The sequence below is a fragment of the Polyangium mundeleinium genome, assembly GCF_028369105.1.
In the GTDB taxonomy this organism is placed as follows: domain Bacteria; phylum Myxococcota_A; class Polyangia; order Polyangiales; family Polyangiaceae; genus Polyangium; species Polyangium mundeleinium.
This window is the reverse complement of record NZ_JAQNDO010000001.1, coordinates 10,547,122-10,566,712: the sequence shown is the minus strand read 5'-3', so window position 1 is coordinate 10,566,712 and position 19,591 is coordinate 10,547,122. Positions and strand designations below refer to the sequence as shown.

Below are 19,591 nucleotides of genomic sequence, written 5' to 3'. Positions count from 1 at the left end.
CGCCCAAAGTGGACCCCGCCGCGCGGTGCATTCACGAGCTCATGGCGGAGCAGGCGGCGAAGGCGCCGGGGGCCGTGGCCCTCGAGCAGGACGGCCGGCAGCTCAGCTATGGTGAATTCGAGGCGCAGGCGAACCGGCTGGCGCACCACCTTCGCTCTCTCGGCGTTGGGCCCGAGGTGCGCGTGGCGCTGTGCGTGGAGCGGTCGTTCGACATGGTGGTGGGCCTGGTCGGGATCCTGAAGGCAGGCGGCGCATTCGTGCCGCTGGATCCGGCATATCCGGCGGACAGGCTCTCGCTCCTGCTATCCGAAGCGCAGGCACCGGTGCTGCTGACGCACGAAAGCCTTGAGGACCGGTTCACGGCGTCCGGTGTGACGATGGTGCGGCTCGACGCGGACGCGACGCAATGGGCGTCGCAGCCGGATGCTCCCCCCGAGAGCGGCGTCAAGCCCGAGCATGCGAATTACGTGGTGTTCACCTCAGGCTCCACGGGCAAACCCAAGCCGGTGATCAACGAACACCGGGGGCTGGCCGCGCGTGTGGCATTCCAGCGCGAGCACTTCGTGATCCATCCGAGCGATCGCGTGTTGCAGAGCGCAGCGGTGGCGTTCGACGGAGCGATCATCGACTGGATGATATCGCTGTGCAACGGCGCCGCGTGTGTGTTGCCGAGCAATGCCTCCGGTGCGGTCGAGGGCATTGCAGAGTGCCTGGAGAACCGTGGGATCACGGTGTCGTTCATCCCGCCCGCGATGCTGCGGGTGCTGAACTGTCGCGCACCCCATCTGCGCCATATCACGCTGGCGGGCGACACGACCTCGCCCGCGCTCGCGGCGCAGTGGGCGAAGGGCCGGAACGTGCTGAACTCCTACGGCCCTACCGAGTTCAGCATCTTCGGCGCGCAAGCTTATTTTGATCCAGAGCGGCCGGAGAGTTTTTCGATCGGCCGACCGGTTCACGGCGTGCAGATCCACGTGCTCGATGGCGCCAAGCGGCCCGTGCCCATAGGAATGGCAGGGGAGATCCACCTCGCGGGGGTGGGCCTGGCGCGTGGCTATCTGAATCGTCCTGGCATGACGGCGGAGCGGTTTGTCCCGGATCCTTTCTCGAAGGAGCTTGGCGCCCGGATGTACTGCACCGGGGATCTCGCGCGCTGGAACGAAGACGGCGAGCTTGAGTTTTTGGGTCGCGCCGATCACCAGGTGAAGATCCGAGGGTTCCGAGTCGAGACAGGCGAAATCGAGGCGGCGCTCTGCTCGCACGCCGCGGTGGGGTCGTGCGTCGTCGTGGCGCGTGAGGATGCGCCGGGGGACAAGCGAATCGTCGCCTACGTGGTGGTGAAGGACGGCGCGTGCACGACAGGTGATTTGCGGGAGTGGATCCGCGCGAAATTGCCGGAATACATGGTGCCGTCGGCGTTCGTGTTCCTCGACAAACTGCCGCTCTCCGCGAACGGCAAGGTCGACCGCAAGGCGCTGCCGTCGCCCGAGGCGACGCGCGGCGACGCGGAGACCTCGTACGTGGCGCCGAGGACCGAAACGGAGTGCGCGCTCGTGGCCCTATGGGAAGAGTTGCTCGAGGTGCGGCCCATCGGCGCGCACGACGACTTCTTCCTGCTCGGCGGCCATTCGCTTTTGGCGGTGCGCCTCGTGTCCGCGGTGAAAGCGCGGCTCGGGCTCGGGCTGACCGTGGCGACGCTATTTCAGCAATCGACGGTGGCGGCCCTGGCAGCGTCGCTGGACGGGATGGAGAAGCGCTCGGCGCCCGTGGTCGCCCTCTCTCCCGCCCCGCGCGGCGAGCTCGATCCCGCGTACGCCGGCCTCTCGGGGACCGAGCGGCGGATGTGGTTCGTCGACAAACTCTCGCCCGAGGCGCTGTCGTACCAGGTCCCGCAGATGTTCGTCCTTCGAGGCGCGCTCTCGGAGCCGGCGCTGCGCCGGAGCGTGACGTTGCTCGCGGAGCGGCAGGAGATCCTGCGCACGACGTATCCCGAGGTGGACGGCGTGCCGAGGCGGGTGGTGGTGGAGAGCGTATCGATTCCGGTGCGCGTGGAGGACGTCTCGGCGTTGCCCGAAGGGGCGCGGGAAGACGCCTTGCACGCGCTCCTGGAGGCCGAGATCGGGGTTCATTTCGACCTCGGAGCCGGACCGCTGACGCGAGTGCTCATCGTGAGCATGGCGGCTGAGCACCACGTTGTGCTCGTCCTGCAACACCACATCATCACGGACGAATGGTCCAGCGGCGTGCTTCTCTCCGAGCTCTCGCGGTTGTACGAGGCGTGCTGCCGCGGCGAGCCTGCGAATCTGCCGAGGCTTTCGTACCAGTTCGCTGACTATGCACGGTCGGAGCAGGATGCGCTGACAGGAGGCGGGTTCGGGGCGTCGCGTGCGTACTGGAAGGACAAACTCGCGGGCGTGCCGCGACTCCAGTTGCCCATTCTTCGCCCCGCCGCGGGGGACGGCCCAGGCCCCGAAGCGAGCGTGATGCTCCGCATTCCAGCGCATGCGAGCAGCGCGCTGCATGCGTTGGCGCGTGAGCACGGCTGTACGCCGTTCATGGCGTGGTATGCGGTCCTGACGGCGGTCCTGTCGCGTTACAGCGGCCAGAAGGACTTCGGGCTGGGGGCGGTGATCGCGAATCGCGAGGTGCCGGGCGCGGAAAGCCTCCTGGGCTTCTTCACGAACACGGTCGTGCTGCGGACCGACCTTTCGGGAAACCCGACGTTTGGCGAGCTGCTATCGACTGCGAGGCGCACGTCCGTGGAGGTCCACGAGCATCAGGCATTGCCGTTCGACGTGGTGGTGCAGGACCAGAGGTTGTCCAGGCACGGCGATGAGAACCCGCTGTATGACGTGCTCCTCTTCGATGTATCGGCGCCGCACGCCGGGACCGCGGCGGGGTGGTCGCCGTTCCTCGAAGCGGTGTCCCCCGGTGTGACAACCGCGAAAAACGCGCTGGTGTTCGCCCTGGTCCGTGACGCGGAAGGGACCAGCGTCCACCTTGCCTATGACACGACGCGCGTGGACGACGCCGCGGCGAAGCGGCTGGGCGAGCACCTGCACACCTTGCTCCTCGGCGCGGTGGCGCGTCCTGACAAACCCCTGTCCGAGCTTGCCTTCCTGACCGAGGCGGAGCACGGGCAGATCGCTGCCTGGAACGATACGGCGGCCGCGTATCCCGAGGGCAAGTGCATTCACGGCCTCTTCGAGGAGCAGGTCGCACGGACACCCGACGCGGTGGCATTGGTATTCAACGAGCAGCAGCTCACCTACCGGGAGCTCGACCAGCGCTCGAATCAGCTCGCCCACCATCTGCGCGCGCTGGGCGTGAGCTCGGAGGTGCTGGTGGGGCTATGTGTCGAGCGTTCGCTGGAGATGGTGGTGGGGCTGCTCGGCATTCTGAAGGCGGGTGGCGCGTACGTGCCACTCGACGCCGGCTATCCGCGGGAGAGGCTGGCCTACATGCTGACAGACGCTCGGCCCGCGGTGCTGCTCACCCAGGAGCGCCTGCAGGACAGATTGCCTGCACACGAGGCCGTGACGGTGCATCTCGATGCGAGCGCCCCCCCTTGGCGGGAGCTGCCGCTCACGCCTCCCGGCGCCCAGATAGGGCCGGAAAACGCGGTTTATGTCATCTATACGTCGGGCTCGACCGGGAGGCCCAAAGGCGTTCAGGTTCTGCACGGCGCGCTGACGAACCTGCTCCACGATTTCGCCGAAGAGATGGGGGCCGGGCCCCAGGACGCGATGCTGGCCGTCACGTCGCTGTCCTTCGATATCGCCGGGCTGGAGCTGTTCATGCCCTTGCTTCGGGGGGCCTCGGTCCACCTTGCGTCGCAGGAAGACGTGAGCAATGGGGAAGCGCTGGTGAGAGCCCTGGAGCGCGCGACGATGATGCAGGCGACGCCTGCGACGTGGCGCATGGTACTCGACGCAGGCTGGAAGGGGGGAAGGCCCCTGCAGGTGCTGTGCGGCGGAGAAGCAATGACGCCGGATCTCGCGGCCAAGCTCGCACTCCGGGCATCCACGGTCAGGAACGTGTATGGGCCGACGGAGACGACGATCTGGTCTGCGCAATATCGCGTCGACGCCGAGCAGAGCTACGTCCGGATCGGCCGAGGTATCGCCAACACGCAGCTCCATGTGGTCGACCGAAACCTGATGCAGGTCCCGGTGGGCATCCCTGGGGAGCTGTACATTGCGGGCGCCGGGCTCGCGCGCGGCTATCTGGCGCGCCCCGGATTGACAGCGGAGCGCTTCGTCCCCGACCCGTTCTCGAATGTGCCCGGGGCGCGGATGTATCGCACGGGTGACCTCGCCCGATGGGACACGAACGGAGAGCTGGAGTTCCTCGGGCGTATTGATCACCAGGTGAAGATCCGGGGCTTCCGCATCGAGCTCGGCGAGATCGAGGCGGTGCTGTCGTCCCATCCGGCGGTGCGAGCGTGCGCTGTGGTTGCCTGGGCGTACGCAGCCGACGACAAGCGGCTGGTCGCGTACGTGGTGGTCGGGGAAGGCGAATGTTCGGAGGGCACGCTGCGCGAGCACATGCAGGCCTCGCTGCCCGCGTACATGGTCCCCTCTGTATTCGTGCGGCTGGCGGCGCTGCCGCTGAATCCCAGCGGCAAGGTGGACCGCAAGGCGCTGCCGGCACCGGAGATGACGCGTAGCGCGGTGGAGACCTCGTACGTGGCGCCGCGGACCGAGACGGAGCGCGCGCTCGCCGAGCTGTGGTCGCAGGTGCTGCATTTCTCGCCCGTCGGGATCCACGATAACTTCTTCACGCTCGGAGGGGACTCGATCCTCGCGATCCAGGTGATAGGCCGCGCCAAACAAGCTGGCCTCCACCTGACCGTGCGCGATCTTTTCGCGCACCAGACGGTGGCGCAGCTCGCGCAGGCGGCGCGCAGGGAAAGCGCGGTCCTCGCGGAGCAGGGCGCCGTGACCGGGACGGTCCCGCTGACGCCGATCCAGCACTGGTTCCTGGATAGAGATCCCGAAGACGCTCATCACTTCAGCCCGGCGATGTCGTGGACGCCGCCGCCCGCGCTATCGCCGGAGATCGCCGCAGAGGCGCTGCGGATCCTCGCGGAGCAGCACGACGCATTGCGGCTTCGGTATCGTCGCACCAACGCCGGGTGGGTGCAGACGTACGAGGAGGGGGCGACCCTGGTGCTCGAGCGGGTGGACCTGTCGGCGCTTCCGCCCTCGGCCCGCGATGCCGCCGTGAAGAAGGCAGCGGAGGTCCTGCAACGGGGTATGAATCTGTCCAGCGGCCCGATTCTCCGCGCTGCGTGGCTGGAGATGGGTGAATGTGGGACGCGGTTGCTCATCGCCATGCATCACCTCGTCACGGACATCGTGTCATGGCGCATCGTGTGCGAGGACGTAGAGCGCGCCTGCGATGCGCTGATCGCTGGGCGGACGCCGGATCTCGGACCCAAGACGACATCCCTTCGCCAGTGGTCCGAGCGATTGCACGCGTTTGTCGGCGGCGGCGGTCTGTCGGAGGAACTCGCGTACTGGCAGGCGCAATGCGCTCGCAGCGTTACGCCGGGCGCGCGGGACCGCGACGGCGCGGTGGGGACCTTCGGCGATAGCCGCACCCTGGAGGTGGAGCTGTCGGCGGCAGAGACCAGTGCACTCCTCCACGACGTGGGTTCGGGTCGTGGAACGGAGATCCATGCGGTCCTGCTATCGGCGCTCGCAGAAGGATTGAGCGCGTCCTCCGAGACAGATACGGTCTGCGTGGCATTGCAGCATCATGGTCGCGAGCCCGTGGTGGAGGACGTCGACGTGTCCCGCACCGTGGGGTGGTTCTCGTCGCTGTTCCCGCTCTCGCTGCGCGTGCCTCCGGGGGGCGATCCGGCTGCGCTGCTGAATGGTGTGAAGGAGCAGCTCCGGTCCATGCCAGCACGGGGCGTGGGATACGGATGGCTGCGGTATGCGCACCCGGACGAGGCCGTACGCGCGTCGCTCACCGTGTCAATGCCGATGCTGTTCAACTATCTCGGGCAGCATGAGGCGGGCTCGACCTGGGAGTTCGCGGGGACGGAGCACACGAGCGCGAGCCCGAACATGGCGTTGTTTCATGAGCTCGTATTGAGTGGCATCGTGATGCACGGGCGCCTGCGGTTCACATGGAGCTACAGCCCCGCGATGTACGAAGAATCGACGGTGGAGCGGATCGCGGAAAGGGTCCTTTCGTCGCTGCGACGCCTCATCGCGCAATTCACCTCGCGCGACGCATTCGGGGAGACGCCTTCGGGCCCGTCGACCGAGGCGGACGCCTCCACGCGCGTGGAAGCTCGCTTGATCGCGAGGCAGCAATGTACGTCATAGACCTTCTTCTCGAGGAGGCGAAGGGGCAGCGGGCTTCCATCCTGGCCGTCGCGACGATGGGGGGGGTCGCGAACGCGCTCCTCCTCGTCGGCGCCAATGTCCTTGCCGGGTCCCCGGAGAAGGCGGACCTGCGCGAGCTTTTCATGTTCGTGCTGACGATGGCTCTCTACGTCCTCGGCGCTCGATCGACATACCACCGGACGACGTCCCTCGTCGAGGCTGTGCTCCACCGCATCAGGACGAGGATCGCCGAGAAGATCGAGCGAACGGAGCTCGAGGGGCTCGAGCGCGTCGGGACCGCAGAGATCTTCGATCGCGTCACGGAGAACATGTCCGTCGTATCGGAGCAAGGGTGGGTGCTCGGGAGCTTCCTGCAGGCGCTTTTCGTCCTCGTGTTCGGGCTCGTTTACATTGCGTGGATCTCGCTGCCAGCCTTCGCGCTGATCGCGCTCATGTTGGTGTTCGGGTTCTTCATCGTTCAATACAGATTCGAAGAGGTCGTCGATGTGCTGCGCCACATGGGGCAGCTACGGCTCGAGCTCTTCGATAGGGTCATGGATCTGCTGAAGGGCTTCAAAGAAGCCAAGTTCAGCCGCCGGCGCGGGCGTGAGATCCACGACGATATCGTGGGGATGGCCGAGTCCCTCCGCACCGGCGCCGTGAGGACGGCCGAGGGGCTCAGCGGCGTTTTGGTCATGCCCAACTGCGTCCTGTACATCCTGCTGGGGGCGGTCGTTTTCACTCTGCCCAGGTACGTCGACGTGGATGCCCAGACCATGGCCAGCCTGGTCACATGCACCGCGTTCGTGTGGGGCCCCTTCACCAGCGTGGCCGGAGGGCTCAATGCGGTGTTTCGATCCAGCGTCGCATTCGAACAGATCCGGGCGCTGGAGGGGAAGCTCGATGAGGCCGTTCAGCGAGCGGCCGTCCAGAAGACCGAGGATCCCTGGAATGGTCGCATCGGCACCCTCTCGACACGCGATATCGTGTACGAGTATCCCTCCGACAACGGAGACAGGAACTTCCGCGTCGGCCCTCTGAGCCTCGACATCGAGCCGGGCGAGGTCGTTTTCCTCGTCGGTGGGAACGGGAGCGGCAAATCGACGCTGCTCAAGGTGCTCACGGGGCTCTACCCGCGGAGCGGCGGAGAGCTGCGCGTCGGTGGTGTCCTCGTCCAGCCGGAGAACGTGGCCGCGTATCGCGAGATGATTTCGGCGATCTATTCGGACTTCCACCTCTTCTCCAAGCTCTATGGCATGCTGGACGCGAAGCCGGAATCGGTACGCGCGCTGATCGCGGAAATGGGCCTCCAGGGGAAAACCTCTTTCGAGGAGCAGCAATTTACCCGGCGCGCTCTGTCGACCGGCCAGCGCAGGCGCCTGGCCACGATCATGACGCTCCTCGAGGACCGCCCCGTTTACGTATTCGACGAGTGGGCCGCCGATCAGGATCCTGGATTCCGCAGATACTTCTACGAGGATCTCGTGCCCGCGTTGAAGGGCCGGGGCAAGACGGTCATCGCCGTCACCCACGATGATCGCTACTTTCATTGCGCGGACCGCGTCATCAAGCTGAGCTACGGGAAGGTCCAGGCGACCACCCGAATGGATGCGCCTTGACGATCGTCGACCTCATCACCCAGGAGGCGGGGAACGAGCGCCGTCGCATCTTCATGGCGGCGTGCGTGGCGGGCGCCACGAGCATGTTCGTGCTTATCGGGGCGAATGTCGTGGCCGGCGCGCCGGAGCGTTCGGGGCTTTCGGCGGTCGGCCTCTTCGCGCTCGTGGTCGTCGGCCACTATCTCAGCGCGAAATACGTGTACTACCGGACGGCCACGGTCGTGGAATCGGCGCTGCACCGGATCAAGATCAGGATCGTCGACAAGCTCGAGAAGGCGGACATCCAGGGGGTCGAGCGCATCGGCACTGCGGAGATCCACGACGGCATCACGGAAAACCTGAGCGTCGTGTCCAACTACGGGCCGCTGATATCGGCCTTCTTGCAAGCGGCCATCATCCTGGCGTTCGCGGTGCTGTACGTCGCCTGGATCTCCCTGCCGACCTTTATCGCCATTACGTTCTTGCTCGCCATCGGCTACTCGACGTACCGAGACAGGGCGAAGGAGCTCGAGCGCTATCTGCAGCGCCTCGGGGACGCCCGCGTCGTGTTCTTCGATCGGCTCACGGACCTGCTGAAGGGCTTCAAGGAGGTCAAGCTCAGCCGCCGGCGCGGGCGGGACATCTGCACCGACATCGAGCGGTCGTCGGAGGCGCTGCGGGGATTCAACCTGAAGTCCGGCGAGATGAACGGCGACAATTTCATCTTCGCCAGCGGCAACCTTTATGCGCTGCTCGGCGTCATCGTCCTCGTCATTCCACAGCACATCGATGTGAACTCCTCTGCGCTGGTTGGCATCGTCGCGGCCATCCTGTTCCTTTGGGGACCCATGACCGTGCTGATCACGGGAGCGCCTGCATACATCCGCTCGAATGTGGCGCTAGACAGAGCGCGGACGCTGGAGGAAAAGCTCGACAAGGCCATCCAGGAGGCACGAATCGCGCTGGACGTCGAGGACGCATGGCGAGGTGGATTCGGCGTCATCGCGGGGCGCGGCATCGAGTTCGAATACGTTTCCGAGGACGGCGATGGCGCGTTCCGCATCGGACCTCTCGATGTCGACATCACGGAAGGCGAGATTGTGTTCATCGTCGGCGGGAACGGGAGCGGCAAGTCGACGGCCCTCAAGGTGCTCACGGGGCTGTATCCGCCGACGAGCGGCGATCTCCTGGTCGGCGGGGTACGCGTCGATTCCAACAACGTTGCCGCGTATCGGGAGAAGATCTCGGCCATCTATTCGGACTTCCACCTGTTCGCCAAGCTCTACGGGCTGCTCGACGTCGACCCGGCGGCCGTGCACCGGTTGCTCGCGCAGATGGATCTCCAGCAGAAGACGTCGTTCGAGAACAAGGGTTTCACGAACCGCAATCTCTCCACCGGACAGCGCAAGCGCCTGGCCATGATCGTGGCGCTCCTCGAGGATCGGCCCATCTGTGTGTTCGACGAATGGGCCGCAGATCAGGACCCCGAGTTCCGCGCGTACTTCTACGAAGAGCTGTTGCCGGCGCTGAAGGAGCGCGGGAAGACGGTCATTGCAGTCACCCACGACGACCGATTCTTCCACTGTGCGGATCGCGTGATAACCATGGAGTACGGCCGTATTCGGTCTGTGGAACGCGCATGAACCCGAGAATCGATGAAATGGCCGGTGAGCCTGAATTGATCAGCGCCAACCAGCTCGTCGAGCAGAGTGCCGATCTGCCTGCAAATGCACGCGCGCAGCTGCTCGAGGTGCTGACCTGGCTCCAGACCTACATCGCCAAGCCGAATCCGCTGCTCGGCCGCAAGGGCCACGTCTGCCCCTTCGTCGGTCCTGCCTTGGCCCGCTTTCGGGCCATCCGCTTTCATGTGTACCAGGGCGAGCTCCACCCCGCCGCCGTGGAGCCGGTAATGCGCGCGCTGGCGGCGCGCTTTCCGACGCTGCCGCCCACCACGGAGGTCGGCCGCGAGTTTCGCGCCATCCTGACCCTGTTTCCGGATTTGCCCAACGATGGCGGGCCCATGCTGATCGATCCAGTGCATTTCGCGCTGAAGCCCGAGATCACCGCGCAGGGCTTGATGATTGGCCAATTCTACCCCGGCTGCCTTGAGCCTGGCTTGCACAACCCTGACTACCGCCCCCTCGAAGCGCCGCACCCGATGCTGGTGATTCGCTCGATGCAGCTCACCGATCTGATGTTCTTGTTCTCGCGCCCGGAGTGCCTGCTCGCCTACATCCGGAAGTTCGACGTCTCCTCCCGCGACGAGCTCATGGCGCGCGTCGCAGCCGCCGACATCCCCAAACTGCCGACGCGCTGGGAGGAGGTCGTGGATGCAGCGTTTCGACCGGATGGAAACGTCGATTGATGGAGGACCTCGTGGCCCCGACTCGGAAGCACGACGAACATCGCTCGAGAAAAACGACGCTCGGGCTCACCATTCGCGACATTGTGATCTCTTCGGGGCTGCTTGCTCTCTTCGCTGCGTTTTTCGCGCGAGGTGGCAGGTTCGTGCTCGACCTTCCAAGGCCATCACGGCTCGCGGACGTGAGCATCACGAACGAGGTCTCGAGCGAGACTTGCGGGTCGGCGCCGCAGGACGGCCACCCCGTCATCGTCGAGATGCTGTACAGCGGCGACAAGCGGGCGTGGATCGACGAGGCAGCGACTCGGTTCGCGAAGATATGTCCGAAGATCCAGATCAAAGCGACTGCGGCGAGTAGCGTCGAGGGAGCCGACCTTATCCTGAAGGGCGGGGTGAAGCCGACGATCTGGTCCCCCGCGGATGATCTCGTCCTCCGGTATCTCGATGCTCGCTGGAGGGAGGTTCATGACCGGTCGCCGTTCGACATCACGAAGCAGGTCTCGCTCGTTCGCTCGCCGCTCCTGGTCTTGATATGGGAAGACAGGCTCGAGGTCCTCGAAGCCATCCTCGATAAAACCAGGAATGGTGAAGGGTCGTGGGTGAACTCGTTGTGCTCGGGGGTGCCTAGGGACCCGCAGGATCTCGAGATAATGGCGCTCGAACACAAGGTGCCGGGGACGTGGAGCGATTGGTACGGCTCGGTCGACCCGGCCGCGCTCTCGCAACAACCGGCGCCGGCGGCTCGGCGGGTCGACAAGAGGACCAAGCGTGCCTATATCGCGCCGTTTCCGACGGTCGACGAAATAAAGCGGTGGGGACAGGTGAAAATTACGCACTCGTCGCCGACGCGCTCGGCGGAGGGGCTCGAAGCGCTGTACCTGATGGCGTACGAGTACGCATTGCCGCCGAACGACAGGCCGGCCGCGCTCAAGGAGCTCATCAATGAGGCGCTCGAGCAACCCGCGAAAGAGGGGATCGTGCGGAGCGAGCTTGCCGAGACGGACTTCGCGCGCTCGTTTCAGGAGCGACGTGAGCCTTTCCAGCGCTGGCTCGAGCGCTGCGAGGCAGGAGCGCCGCCGCCTACGGCGTCGGCGGACCTTTTGACCGACGCCATGTTCAGTCTCGGCGCGAGCCGATATGACGCCGTGGTGACGCAGGAGCATCTCATTTTCACGGTCTTCCAGCAGATCGACATGCATGCCGACGTCATGGCGGAGGTGCGCGTCGTGTATCCGCGGCCGACGATCGTGAACGAGCATCCCGTCGTCATTTTCGACGATGGCCAGCTCACCGCCGAGCAGCGCACGGCTGCCGAGAAGTGGATCGACTTCCTTCGTAGCATGGAGATACAGAAGCTGGCCGTCAAGCGGGGGTTCCGGCCGGCGAACCCCGAATTGAAGCTCCGGAACATCGACGATACCGACAATCCATTTCTCAAATTTAGACGTTATGGTGTGGAGCTCGACACGACGTTCGTCGAAGCGCCGCGCCTGGACGGCAAGTTCGTTGCCGAGCTCGTTCGCACCTGGCGGGATGCGACGGGGAGACACTGAAACCTGCTCGTTTTCTCGACCTGCAAACGGAGAAGAATCATGGCGACCGAAACTACGCAATCAAAACAGTCGACAGAGAAGAAGACGGATGAGCCGAGAATCGAGGTGAAAGAGGAGGCGACGAGCGCATCCGAGGTCGAGCCGAAGGCCGAAGCCAAGGTCGAGCCGAAGGCCGAGGGAAAGTCCCCGAGCAGCGCCGCGTCGAAGTCCCCTGAGCCGATTTCACGCGTAGGCCGCGCGGATGCCATCATTCGGCGCAATGTGCTCTGGGCGCTCGGCGCCGGGCTCGTTCCCGTGCCTATCGCTGATATGGTCGCGGTCACGGGCATCCAGGTGAAAATGCTCGCCGAACTCTCGGATGTTTATGAGCTGAGTTTCCGGGAGGACATCGCCAAGAAGCTCATTGGCTCGCTTCTCTCGGGCGTCCTCGGTGTCGGCACCGGCGCCGTGATCGGTGCCAGCCTGGGGAAGCTGATTCCGTTCGTGGGCACCGCGTTCGGCATCGTCACGGTCCCCGTCATCTCGGGCGCGTTCACCCGGGCGCTGGGCAAGGTCTTTGTCATGCATTTCGAGACAGGCGGCACGCTGCTCGATTTCGATCCTCACAAGGTGCGCAGCTACTTCAAGCAGGAGTTCGAGAACGCCAAGGAGTACGTCGCAGACGTGCAGAAGTCCAAAGAGGACTCCAAGGCGACCAAGCCGTCTTGACCAGCCGACGATGAGAGCCGCCAATGAGCAAGCCGGAAGCGGATGAAGAGATGCAAAAAGGATCTTCGAGTGGCGACGCGAAGAAGCTACCCTTCCGGGAGCGGATCGCGAAGTGGCTCCGGAAGGCCCGACTCACCCTCTATACGACGCTGGTCATGCTCCTGTTTTTGGTCGGCTTTCTCTGGCCGCGGATATTCATCCGTGTGCCGTCGGGGAGCAGCGCCGTCATGTATCGCTTTTTTCTCGGCGGGACAGTGACAGAGCGTGTATGGGGCGAGGGACTCAACGTGATTCCACCCTGGGACGAGCTCACCGTCTACGAGACGCGGATGCAGCAGCAAAAGCTGAAATTCGACGTGCTCAGCGAGGAAGGGCTCAACCTCCCGGTGGAGGTCTCCGTACGATACCAGCCGAAGATGGAAATGCTCGGTTATCTGCACCAGGACATCGGCGTCGATTACTTCGAGCGGTTAATCCGGCCCGAGGTCGAGTCTCACGTCCGGCGCACCTTCGGCAACCGGACGGCGCACGAGATCTACACGAGCGTGCGTGACCTCCTCCAGGAGGTCGGCAAGGTATCGGCGCTCGGGCGCCTCGATGAAAGCGGTAATGCGCGTTCCTACGTGCAGCTCTACGAGCTCAAGCTCGTTGACATCGAGCTACCCGAGATCGTCCAGAGCGCGATCGCGGACAAGTACAAGCAAGAGCAGCTCATGCTCGAGTATCGCTTCAGGCTGGAGAAGGAAGAGAAAGAGGCCGAGCGGAGGCGCACGGAGGCGGCTGGGATCCGTGATTACAACCTGATCGCGAGTAAAGTTTCTCCGGACATGCTCAAGTGGCGCACGATCGAGGCGTCGCTAGAGCTCGCGAAGTCGCAGCTGGAGCTCGCGAGATCGCAGAACACGAAGGTGGTTGTGCTAGGCGGGGGGCCGGGGGCGCAGATGCTTTTGAACGTCGACGGAGCCACGGGCGCTCTGGCAGCAACGCCGGGAGCGGTTTCTAGCTCCGCAGATGGGAAAAAGAATCAGGAAACCGCTACATCCGCGGCTGAAGCGACGCCTGCACCAGCTGCGAGCGAACAAGGGGCACAGGGGAGCGTACAGTAAGCACCCCTCTGGCGGGCCTGCAGGCGCGCAGGGCTCCGGCTGATCAGCTGGCACGTCCCCTGGCACACGTTCGCCAGCCACCTGGTCATGCGGGGCGTGCCGCTCAAGGCACCCAGGAGCTGCTCGGTCACACGACGATCGACATGACCATGCGCTACGCCCACTTGAGTGGAGGCGCCGGGAATTGAACCGTGCAATGGAACCGGGCGAGTCTGCTGGAACTGACCGGAATCATTTGGGTGTGGTCCTTCAGGGTGGCCCAGCACTGTCTTCGGAAGTCCGCTGAATTTCGCCGGTGTTCGTGGGGTAGGGGGCACGATTTTGGGCACGGCCGAAGGGAGAGGGGAGCAGGTGGAGAAGCGCTCGAGCTGAAGCCCGTGCGCACCAGGGCAAGTCCTCATTGCAAGCTTGGCTGTACACCGCCGCGCGAAATGCGTTTCTCGCGAACCAGCGCCGGCGAGCGCGCCGCAGAGAGGAGCCCCTCGGCGATGAGTGGGACGACGAGGCGAAGAACCGGCAAAAGGCGCGCAAGAGCACGACGTCTTTGCGCAAGACGGACAAACGGGATGCGCTCGTGGAACTGCGGAGGGAGCTCGACGAGGAGGGTCAGACCATCCTCATCTTGCGCGCAGATCGAGGGTTCTCCTGAAAGGTCGCCGCACGCGTGATGCTCGGCGAGACGGGCGCCGTCGACGAGGAGGCGCTCGCCATCGCAGACTCCGCCCGCCCCGGCGCTCCCAGCCCGTACCGGAGCGCTTCATCGTTCATCGCACTCCGCTGCCCCTCCTCCTGAACGCGCTCGCAAAGCTGATCGAACAGGACCGCATTGAAGACCACCAATGTCACGAAAACCAGCCGCCCGTCGCGCCGCCGCTGGGCGCGCCTCCGAACGCTCGCTTTCACTTCATCGCGCCCCCTCGTCTGTCGATCGTAACACCTCGCCGCCCCCCGTCCTGACGCCCCGTGGCCCTCGTGCCCAGGCTCCCCGCCGGAAGGAGCCTCAACATGTGTACAGAACAACAAGCGGCAGCCATTCGTGCGGAGGTCTCGCGTATCGAGGGCCGACGCGGTCGCGGCAAGGCATATCCCCTTTCGCTTCGACGGAAGGTGGTTTCGTATTACAGCGCGAGACGCGAGCAGGGCGCATCGCAGCGTGATATCGGTCTCGAGCTCGGCATCTGCTTTCAAACATTGCAGCGCTGGGCGACGCAGCTCGACGTGACGCCGCACGTACGCGCCCAGGCGCCCACCTTCGAGCGCGTCGAAGTCATCGACCTGCCCGCATCCCCGCCTCCACGCGGTCCGTTTGTCGTCCGCGGCCCGGCCGGGCTCTTGATCGAGGGGCTCGACCTGGATTCGCTCGTCGAGCTCGTCCGGAGGCTCTCGTGATCGGGTCGACGCGGCAGGTCCGGGTGTACGTCTACCGAATGCCCGCGGATATGAGGAAGTCGTTCAATACCCTGGCGGCGCTCGTCGTCCAGGGTCTCGGTCGCGACGTCATGTCCGGCGACCTCTTCCTCTTCGTCGGCCGGACGCGAAAGCTCGCCAAGCTGATCTACTGGGACGGGACAGGTCTTTGCCTCTTCTCGAAGCGCCTCGCGAAGGGCTGCTTCGCGGCGCCCTGGGCGCAGCCTGGCGACCGCACGCTCGTGCTCACCACCAGCGAGCTCGCGATTCTGCTCGAGGGGAGCGAGCTCGCCTTGCGCGTGCCCCTCTCGCCGCCGCCGCACGCCCCCACCGAGCGTGTCCTGCGCTGGGGCTGATAACTTTTTTTTTCGATCCGTCGGTACATTCACGGGGGCTGACGACATATAGAGTCCGAGGCCCACGTGAATTTCGAGACCGAGAACGACCCCGAAATCCTCCGGCAGGCAGCGCTGCTCCTGGAGCGCGAGAACCAGCGGCTCGCGAGGGAGATCATCAAGCTCACCGCGGAGCTCATCGCGCTGAAGGGCGGGGACGCCGAGCAGATGAAGCTGCGCATCGCGACGCTCGAACAGCAGATCGCTCAGAAGAATCGCCTGCTCTTCGGCGAAAGGTCGGAGCGACGCGCGAATGGCGAAAGTGGCGAGCCGCCCGAGCCGCCGAAGCCGCCGAAGAAGGGACACGGCCCGAAGGCGCAGCTTTCGTTGGAGATCGTGGAGGTCGAGCACAAGCTGGACGACGCCGACAAGGTTTGCAAATCGTGCGGCGGCGCGCTCGAGGAGTGGGAGGGGCAATTCGAGACCTCGGAGGAGATCGACCCCGTGCCGCGCCGCTTCGTGGTGAAGAAACACAAGCGCCAGAAGTATCGCTGCCCCTGTGGCGGATGCATCGAGACGGCGCCCGGGCCCGAGAAGCTCTTCGAGGGGGCGCGGTACTCGATTGATTTCGCCGCCGAGGTGGCCGTGGACAAGTACGGCGATCACGCTCCGCTGGAGCGCCAGGTGCGCAAGATGCGACGGGAGGGTTTGCTCGTGGAATCGCAGACGCTCTGGGACCAGGCTGAGCGTGCTGCGAGGCTGCTCGCGCCGGGATACGAATCGCTTTTCCAATACGTCCTCAGCCGAGGCGTCATCGGCGCGGACGAGACGCGATGGCCGCTCCTCGGCAAGAATGAGCCTTCGCGCTGGCACGCGTGGTCGGTGGTGGCGCCCGACGCGGTGGCCTATCGAATTCTGGAGGGCCGCTCGAACGAGGACGGGAGGAAGGTGCTTGGTGGCTACAAGGGCGTCGTGATGTGCGACGGCTACGCCGTGTACAAGTCGCTCTCGAAAACAGAGGGCTTCTCGCTCGCGCATTGCTGGGCACACACGAGGCGCGAATTCATCAAGATCGAGTCCTCGTATCCCGCGGAGACGAAGCAAGTGCTCGACTTGATCCGCGGCCTGTACGCCGTCGAGGCGAAGTGCAGGCCCGGCCCCGAGGGAGATGCCGAGCGGATCGCGCTGCGACAAGCGGAATCCAGGCCGCTGCTGGAGCTCATCCAGCATTGGGCGGAGACGACGCCGGTCGTGCCCAGGAGCAGCCTCGACGACGCGATCAAGTACATGGCCGGGCACTGGAGTGGGCTCACGCGATTCCTTTCGGATCCGCGAATTCCGCTCGACAACAACTACACCGAGAGAGCCGAGCGCGGCGTCGTGGTCGGACGCAAGAATCACTATGGGTCTCGGTCGCGGCGAGGGACCGAGGTCGCAGCGATTTTCTATTCTTTCGTGGAGAGCGCGAAGCTCTGCGGGCTCGATCCGAAGGCATACCTGCGTACGGCCATCAGGGCGGCGGTACGCGGGGAGCGAATTCCGCTGCCGCACGAGATAGCTGCTCAGCGATAGAGCGAGTCGACGACGTCGCGTCCCCTCGATCGTCCGCGTCGATCACCGGCGCGAAGAGGGCGGGCGTGTGTCCCCACAAATGTACGCGTCTGACGAACGCTGCCTCGCGCGAGCGGCTGCGCAGACGTCTGCGCGGCGCTTGCTGTCGAAGCCCAATGCCGCGCGGCAGCAGGCCGAACGCGCGCACGCGCGGCGCCTGCCACGGGGGCGGGACGGCGTCCAGACGGGGGTGGGCGAGGAGATAGTGCGCCGGGAGACCGGCTGGAAGATGAGGATGAAAGAGCCTTACATCGAAGGAGTAGCGACCCACGATGACCCCGAGTCATGCGTCAGCGCCCGTAAGGGCGACGGCGAAGCGTTCGACAGGGGCACGGGCGGGCTGGGTATTGAGCCGCGAAATCAGCTAGTTCGGGGCGCCTACGCCGTTATTTCAGGCGGAAGGCAACACGAGGGGGAGCGCCAACGCGAGCTCCTCACCGGCCCCGCGCGGTCGGAGACCCCACGCACGCCCGGAATCTTTCAGCACGGGAACCGGGAGATCCTCTCGCTGCCTGGGGAACATGGCGCCCCAGGCCGCTCCAGAAAGGCCAATGGCCGCACCCTGGAGACGCACGGCGAGGGGAAGTCGGACGGGCTCGTAGTACCGAAGAAGCTGCCGAACAACGTCGCATCAGCGGCCGCGGAGGTGGTGGAGGGAAGGGGCCCGGCCAAGGGGAACACGGACCAGCAAAACGCGCCCCGGACACAGGGCCGGACAAGCGCGCCAAGTGCGCTGGATCGTGTACGTCGAGCAGCAAAGAAGGATAGGAGTGCAAGGTTTACTGCGCTATTCCACTACGTGACCGTCGATCGCCTGCGTGACGCCTTCCAGCTCCTCGAGCGAAAGGCTGCGCCAGGAATCGATGGTGTCTCGTGGAAGCAGTATGGCGTGGATCTGGAGGCTCGCCTCTGGGACCTCCACGAACGACTGCATCGCGGAGCGTACCGGGCAAGGCCCTCGCGGAGGGTGTACATCCCCAAGGCTGACGGTCGACAACGACCGCTGGGGATCGCGGCGGTGGAGGATAAAATCGTCCAGCGTACGATCGTCGAGGTGATGAACGCCATCTACGAACAGGACTTCCTCGGCTTTTCCTATGGATTCAGGCCAGGGCGCAGCCAGCATCAAGCGCTGGACGCGCTCTATGTCGGGATTCACCGGAAGAAGGTGAACTACGTGCTCGACGCAGACATCCGTGGCTTCTTCGGTGCGCCAGGCCAAGCCTGGCGCTTCCAGCGGGTGAAACTCCCGCTCCGGCAAGGGGAAGAGCCGCCCCACCGGGAATCGAGCCTTGCGCTCGTGGAGGTGACGACATGAGCGAAGCGTAGGCAGAGCGAGACGCGGGCCGTAACGTAAGTGAAGCGATTGAGCCTCGTGACAATGGTCCGGGGGCCGACAGGGTCGAAAAACCTGGAAGGCCATGGTAGGTCGACCGACAAGGCGAGGGCGACCGGAGACCCCGGCGGGGTCTGAGAGCACGGCACGCGTCGAAAAGGAGGCGCCAAGGAACCTGGGAGGCCTGCGTGAGTCTTCGTGGACGTGCCAATCCACGGAGTACGTCGGAGGAACGGCGTATACCTGACGAAGACGGACGCTCGCGCAGGAGTCGGAGGCGTGCGTAGAAGTCATCTCATAAACCGTCCAGTGGGTCCATCAGCTACAACATCCCACTTTGTAGGATCAATTTAACGAGCATCGGTCCACCCGTCGGTACATTTTGATTGCTGGCGACATATGCAGGTGTGGACCTGACAGACCCTCAGTGGGCGCTACTCGAGCCGCTTATCCCTGCTCCGCGCGTGCGCGCCGATCGCCGCGGCAGGCCGTGGAAGGATGCACGCGAGGTACTCAACGGCATCCTATGGATCATGCGCACCGGCGCTCGATGGGCCGACTTGCCCGAGAGATATCCGCCCTACCAGACGTGCCATCGGCGATTCCAGCACTGGTCGAGGGACGGCACGCTCGAACGGATCCTGTATGCCTTGGCCGGGGACTTACGCGACCGAGGGCAGATCGACTTGAGTGAGGCGTTCATCGACGGCACGTTCGTGAGCGCCAAAAAGGGGGGCGCTGCGTCGGAAAAACGAAGCGTGGCAAGGGGACCAAAATCATGGCCATTGCAGACGGCTCTGGTCTTCCTCTCGCCGTCTGCATCGAAAGTGCTTCGCCGCATGAAGTCACGCTCGTCGAACGAACCCTCGATAACTGCTTCCTTGCCCAGCCCCCCAAGCGCCTTATCGGCGACAAGGCCTACGACAGCGACGCGCTCGACGCGCGGCTCGCGGCGGAGCGGGGGATCGAGCTGATTGCGCCCAATCGATCGAATCGCAAGCGCCTTACCCAAGATCTCCGCCCTCTCCGTCGATACAAGCGCCGCTGGAAGGTAGAGCGCCTCTTCGCCTGGCTCCAAAGCTTCCGCCGCATCTTGGTACGGTACGAGCGCCACGCCGAAAATTTCCTCGGCTTCGTCCACCTCGGATGCGTCGTCCTGCTTCTCAGGAGGCTCCTGGACAGTTTATGAGATGAGTTCTAGTACTCGGAGCGCGGGAAAGCCGCGTACAGGGGG

General features: G+C 64.8%; 12 protein-coding genes and 1 pseudogene. All 13 read left to right on the top strand.

Annotation, left to right across the window (positions count from 1 at the left end; translation table 11 throughout):
* The first annotated feature begins 41 nt into the window (after positions 1-41).
* Positions 42-6,341 (top strand): non-ribosomal peptide synthetase, encoded by a 6,300-nt coding sequence (locus POL67_RS41575; protein WP_271926606.1) that lies wholly within the window; start codon positions 42-44, stop codon positions 6,339-6,341.
* Positions 6,329-7,960, top strand: coding sequence for a cyclic peptide export ABC transporter (locus tag POL67_RS41570; RefSeq protein ID WP_271926605.1), 1,632 nt, complete (start codon positions 6,329-6,331; stop codon positions 7,958-7,960). Before POL67_RS41575 ends, POL67_RS41570 begins: the two co-directional genes overlap by 13 nt.
* Positions 7,957-9,582, top strand: a complete 1,626-nt coding sequence (locus POL67_RS41565; protein WP_271926604.1) for a cyclic peptide export ABC transporter — start codon at positions 7,957-7,959, stop codon at positions 9,580-9,582. The genes POL67_RS41570 and POL67_RS41565 overlap by 4 nt, the downstream gene beginning before the upstream one ends.
* Positions 9,579-10,304 (top strand): DUF6875 domain-containing protein, encoded by a 726-nt coding sequence (locus tag POL67_RS41560; protein ID WP_271926603.1) that lies wholly within the window; start codon positions 9,579-9,581, stop codon positions 10,302-10,304. The genes POL67_RS41565 and POL67_RS41560 overlap by 4 nt, the downstream gene beginning before the upstream one ends.
* Before the next feature lie 143 nt (positions 10,305-10,447).
* On the top strand, positions 10,448-11,854 hold the full coding sequence (locus POL67_RS41555; RefSeq protein ID WP_271926602.1) for a substrate-binding domain-containing protein: 1,407 nt from the start codon (positions 10,448-10,450) through the stop codon (positions 11,852-11,854).
* Positions 11,855-11,893: 39 nt separating this feature from the next.
* A complete protein-coding gene (locus POL67_RS41550) occupies positions 11,894-12,562 on the top strand; it encodes a YcjF family protein (protein WP_271926600.1) in 669 nt (222 codons plus the stop codon).
* 50 nt (positions 12,563-12,612) lie between these two features.
* Entirely contained in the window at positions 12,613-13,668 is a 1,056-nt protein-coding gene (locus tag POL67_RS41545; protein WP_271926599.1) for a prohibitin family protein, read from the top strand.
* Between the two features lie 400 nt (positions 13,669-14,068).
* Positions 14,069-14,317: a hypothetical protein gene (locus tag POL67_RS41535; protein WP_271926598.1), complete on the top strand. Its 249-nt coding sequence runs from the start codon at positions 14,069-14,071 to the stop codon at positions 14,315-14,317.
* A gap of 356 nt (positions 14,318-14,673) precedes the next feature.
* A complete protein-coding gene (locus POL67_RS41530) occupies positions 14,674-15,057 on the top strand; it encodes a hypothetical protein (protein WP_271926597.1) in 384 nt (127 codons plus the stop codon).
* Entirely contained in the window at positions 15,054-15,431 is a 378-nt protein-coding gene (tnpB, locus tag POL67_RS41525; RefSeq protein WP_271926596.1) for an IS66 family insertion sequence element accessory protein TnpB, read from the top strand. Before POL67_RS41530 ends, tnpB begins: the two co-directional genes overlap by 4 nt.
* A 66-nt stretch (positions 15,432-15,497) precedes the next feature.
* Positions 15,498-16,982 carry an IS66 family transposase gene (gene tnpC / locus POL67_RS41520; RefSeq protein WP_271926595.1) on the top strand — a complete coding sequence of 495 codons (1,485 nt, stop codon included), beginning with the start codon at positions 15,498-15,500 and terminating at the stop codon, positions 16,980-16,982.
* A gap of 229 nt (positions 16,983-17,211) precedes the next feature.
* Complete coding sequence (locus tag POL67_RS41515; RefSeq protein WP_271926593.1) at positions 17,212-18,339, top strand: reverse transcriptase domain-containing protein; 1,128 nt, start codon at positions 17,212-17,214, stop codon at positions 18,337-18,339.
* Positions 18,340-18,764: 425 nt separating this feature from the next.
* Positions 18,765-19,462: pseudogene (locus POL67_RS41510) on the top strand (IS5 family transposase); the annotation flags it as partial.
* Positions 19,463-19,591 lie beyond the last annotated feature (129 nt).

Bases quoted from the DNA above. Each gene is read 5' to 3' on its own strand.
- POL67_RS41575 (WP_271926606.1), top strand. From the start codon at position 42: ATGGCGGAGCAGGCGGCGAAGGCGCCGGGGGCCGTGGCCCTCGAGCAG.
- POL67_RS41570 (WP_271926605.1), top strand. From the start codon at position 6,329: ATGTACGTCATAGACCTTCTTCTCGAGGAGGCGAAGGGGCAGCGGGCT.
- POL67_RS41560 (WP_271926603.1), top strand. From the start codon at position 9,579: ATGAACCCGAGAATCGATGAAATGGCCGGTGAGCCTGAATTGATCAGC.
- POL67_RS41550 (WP_271926600.1), top strand. From the start codon at position 11,894: ATGGCGACCGAAACTACGCAATCAAAACAGTCGACAGAGAAGAAGACG.
- POL67_RS41545 (WP_271926599.1), top strand. From the start codon at position 12,613: ATGCAAAAAGGATCTTCGAGTGGCGACGCGAAGAAGCTACCCTTCCGG.
- POL67_RS41530 (WP_271926597.1), top strand. From the start codon at position 14,674: ATGTGTACAGAACAACAAGCGGCAGCCATTCGTGCGGAGGTCTCGCGT.